Genomic DNA, 3897 nt, shown 5'->3' on the forward strand with positions numbered 1-3897 from the left:
CGGAGTCATCACCGGCATGCTGGCCCTGTCCCTGACCGCCGCAAAACTACGACGAGCCGCGTGAGGCCGTCCCGAGGACGCGGGACCACGCCCCACCTGCAACCGTCCCGGCCCATAGCCGAGAGCCGCGGCAACCGGCCGGCCCCCGACGCGGGCGATGGTGTCGGCGCGCAAGTAGAACTAGTCGTCTTGCTGGAGCTGTGCTCGGGTCAGCGCCTCGTAGCCGGAATTCACCAAGGGGGCCGGGCCGATGTTGCCCGCCTCGGACACCAGCAGCGCGACCACTGAGGTGGACAGTCCTTCATCCAGGTGGTGTCGTCGCGGAGGTGGACGAAGGCGTCGAGGAAGCCCCATCCAGGCGCGTTCCTCGAATAGCAGGTCCGGCAGGTCGATTTTCTGAGTATCTTCTCGACCCGCCCTCGCAGCCAGGTCAAGAACTTCGGTTCGCCGAGGTTGTCGACGATCAGCCTGTCATCCGGCACCTCGACGGAGATCTTCGCCGAACCTGCCTCGTCAAGGCGTTCGGCGAGCCGCTCCCACCGGCGTCCAGACCGCGCACCAGGGCGCTGGGCTCATCGAGGGGCATGTCCAGGCTCAGCCCGGCCAGCAGCACGTCCTCCTCGACCGCGTCCCCGTCGGGCCCCGTCCAGCAGATGGGCCAGGGGTTGGACCGCCGCTACGAGCGCCGGGCAGACCGATTCGGGTCCTTCGTTGCACTGGCCGGCGCCTCATCTGCTATCGCGGATCTCCAAATGAGACGACTTCTTAGTCCGTCAGGAGGTCTTACGTACCTCTTCGACGTCCCGCTCGCAGAAGCGGCCCCACCAGGCCCCGTTGCGGGAGTCTGTCCGCTCGCTGCCGTGTTCGCCGTAGCCGGAACCGCACAAAATGTGGATGAGGCAAATCTTGTGCGGTTCGGGATACGGCGAACACTGACGAGCGGGCGACTAACCCAGGGCTGTTGCGCTGCGTTAGAGGCCGCCGACACTCCACCAGAAGTTGATCGAGGAACCCTGACCTGCCCCAACAAGCTTGTTTGCACCGGTACAGTTAGTTCCGGACCATGCTCTTTGCGGGGCTAGGGAAAGGTTCCGCAGATAGTCGTAGGAACGCGAGATGGCTCTGCAGTTTCCAGGCGCGATGGGCCGGAACTTGGCGACCAAGGAACCATTATTGTAGACGCACACTTCGCCCGTGTTACATGTCGGATCCGCGAGAGCCTGTGGCGCCGGAATTGCGGTGAACATAAGTGCTGCTGTTCCCACGGTCATGGCGATGCGTCGTCCGATGGTCATACTCAACTCCTCAGCTCGATTGTTTCCCCCACTTTCTATTGCTGAAGATCGCGCAACCAGGACAGGGCTCAGACATCATCTGGACATCTCAGGGCGACGCGTGATCGGTATGCAGATCTCGCCGTCTGCGTGACGGCCCTAGCCCGTCACGCAGACGAGCACGAAAGGTTAGGCGAGCGAGGCGGCCAGGGAGTATCTGACATATTCGGCCTGTCGGCACCACAGCATTGACTCGCCGTCGATGACAGGCGCCAAACGGCTGGCTATCTTGAATCGCGCCGGCATCGGTGGAGAAGCTGTTGCTGACTTCAGTCGCCGGTTGGGGTGGAGTTGGGGCTAGTGATTGTAGGCGGTCAGTGACCGTTCACTGGTGCGTCGGTGTTCCAGTTGTGCCAGATAGCGGCATTGAGGGCGAGAACACGCTGGCTGATGCGTGCCCATAGGCCGTCTTTGTGGCGTTCGGGGCAGCGTTCGTTCTTCAGCGCCCAGATGATCGCTTCGATGTGTCGGCGTAGGCAGGAGGGGAAGGGCGGGAGCTCCGCGGGTTCGTCTTGGCGGGCCTGTTGGATCAGCCGGCGGCCCAGGTCGGCGGCTGCCTTCTCGATACCGGTGCCGACAGATGACCGATCCGCGCCGCCGGCGCCTGTAACCAGTACCGCTCTTGATCGCATCGCAGCAGTACTTGTGCCACCGCCACGACCACTACCTCGGCCGAGGTCAGCATTGGTGGACGACCTCGCCGCCCTAGACGTTCCCGCGAAGGCAGAACGTGATCGTCCAGATAGACATACGGGGCGAGTAGAAGGGCGTCTAGGTCAGTTTTCACACACCGACCATGGACGCCTTCGTGATCAGCTGACCAATGCGGCCTGGGTGCGGATCGAGTCGTTGCTGCCTGCCCGACGGGCGCAAGGCAGGAGGTGGCTGCATCGCCGGAGTTTCCTGAACGGGATCTTGTGGAAGGCCACCAGCGCCCCGTGGCAGATCTGCCCGACTGGGTACGGCAAGTGGAAGAGTCTCCCTGAGCGCTACAGGCGCTGGGCGGCCGGTGGCACCTTCGACGCCCTGCTCCAGCATGTGCAGGTACACGACGATGCGTTCGACCGGCCGAACTGGAAGGTCAGCGTGGGCTCCGCCACCGTGCGCGCCAGCGCGCGACCGGCACGCCCGGGCGGGACGAATCAGGCGCCTGGGCGGTCTCGGGACGGGCTGACCAAGCTTGCACCTGTCCGCCGACGGACGGGGCCTGCGCCTCGTGGCGCTCATCACAGCCAGCAACATCAGCGACTGTACCGTCTCGCCCGGGGGATGAAGAGGATCGCCGTTGCCCGGACCGGTGCCGAACGCCCCCGACCGGCCTGATCGTGTCATCGCCGACAAGGCCTACAGCTCCCGAGCCCTTCGCGCTCGCGAGAGATCAAGGCCGTCATCCTTGAACGCGCCGACCAGCAGGCCGGATGCCAACAGCGGGCGGCCGCCGTGGCCGCCCTCCCGCCTTCGACCCGGCTGCTGTCTACCCCTGTGCGACGTCATCGAGTGTTCCCTCAACAAGCTCATGCAATGGCGCGGGAATCGCCGCCCGCTACGACAAGCTCGCCTGCGACTACCAGGCGGCCATCACTCTGGTCGGTGCCTTGTTACGGATCAGACTGATCTACCGGACATGGCCTAGTGGTTGAACCAGTCGACCCACTCGGAGGTGGCCCATTTGACGTCGACCACGCCTTTCTATGGTCGGCGTGGTGTTACGGCTGCTGAACTAATGCAATGTAGCCACGGACGAACTGGCGTTGCACCGCTGCCAGGCCAGCCGATGACCGAGCTGCGATTATGCTGTGGCTCTGCAAGCCGACACAGAGGATGAAGGAGCTTGCGGCCGGGTTCACGCATATTGTGGGTGCTCGCAGCGAGCTCCTCTTACACGTAGGACACTAGATTAGGCCAACGCAGGGGGAGCTCGCTGCGTAAGCAAACAACGGCGAGCTTAGTGCGCAAGGGTGCGCTTGATTCGCTTGATTCCTTGCTTACGATCCTGGTGGCCGCACATATCCGGAGATGTGCAGATTATCGGCCCCTGATGTATGAGTTATCGGGTTGATTACCGTTTGTACTACCTTGTTGTTGTGGTTGCCGTTGATCGTGGTGATCATGCCGTTGGCATGGACGGATTCCACGATGGAGACATGGCCTCCGACCACATTCGCTGGCGCGCCATAGACGACAATATCGCCCGGCATCGGGTTTCCTCGTGCTCCCGGCGGGCGAGGCACGAATAGGCCTTTCTCGACACCCCACCGGCCGACGCCACGGGCGACATAGGTATTGAAGAGATCGGTCACCCCGGCTTCTCGCCACACCCAGCGGGTGAACATCGCGCACCAGTCATCGCAGAGTGGACCGTATTTCTGGCAGTAGTTGCTGTCGCCGGACACTCCGATCTCTGCCTTGGCGATCGCTACGATGCGTGATCGGAGCGCTCCGGGTGAGGCGTCGGGTTGCTGTACGGAGTAGAGGGGGGCGTCGGTGGTGGTGCCGTAGGCGAATTGTGTGTTGTGCAGGCCGGCGTTGGCGGTGTTGCGGAGGTACCAGATGGTGTCGCGTC

The 3897-nt window shown here is 63.3% G+C and carries 3 protein-coding genes; 1 reads left to right on the top strand and 2 read right to left on the bottom strand.

Translation table 11 applies throughout. From position 1 onward, the window contains the following. Positions 1–1648 precede the first annotated feature (1648 nt). On the bottom strand, positions 1649–1966 hold the full coding sequence (locus ACIBH1_RS49025) for a hypothetical protein (protein ID WP_397321041.1): 318 nt from the start codon (positions 1964–1966) through the stop codon (positions 1649–1651). A 55-nt stretch (positions 1967–2021) separates the two neighbouring features. Here ACIBH1_RS49025 and ACIBH1_RS49030 point away from each other — a divergent pair, with 55 nt between their 5' ends. Next, on the top strand, positions 2022–2657 hold the full coding sequence (locus tag ACIBH1_RS49030) for a transposase (protein WP_397321042.1): 636 nt from the start codon (positions 2022–2024) through the stop codon (positions 2655–2657). 662 nt (positions 2658–3319) lie between these two features. Here ACIBH1_RS49030 and ACIBH1_RS49035 read toward each other — a convergent pair. Continuing rightward, positions 3320–3897 (bottom strand): CHAP domain-containing protein (locus ACIBH1_RS49035; RefSeq protein ID WP_397321043.1); only part of this gene is annotated, 578 nt, incomplete at its 5' end.

The sequence above is a fragment of the Nonomuraea sp. NPDC050663 genome (assembly GCF_044456985.1).
In the GTDB taxonomy this organism is placed as follows: domain Bacteria; phylum Actinomycetota; class Actinomycetes; order Streptosporangiales; family Streptosporangiaceae; genus Nonomuraea.

What these genes read in the sequence shown, in the direction of transcription:
- ACIBH1_RS49025 (WP_397321041.1), bottom strand. Translation starts at nt 1,966, where the DNA reads ATGCGATCAAGAGCGGTACTGGTTACAGGCGCCGGCGGCGCGGATCGG.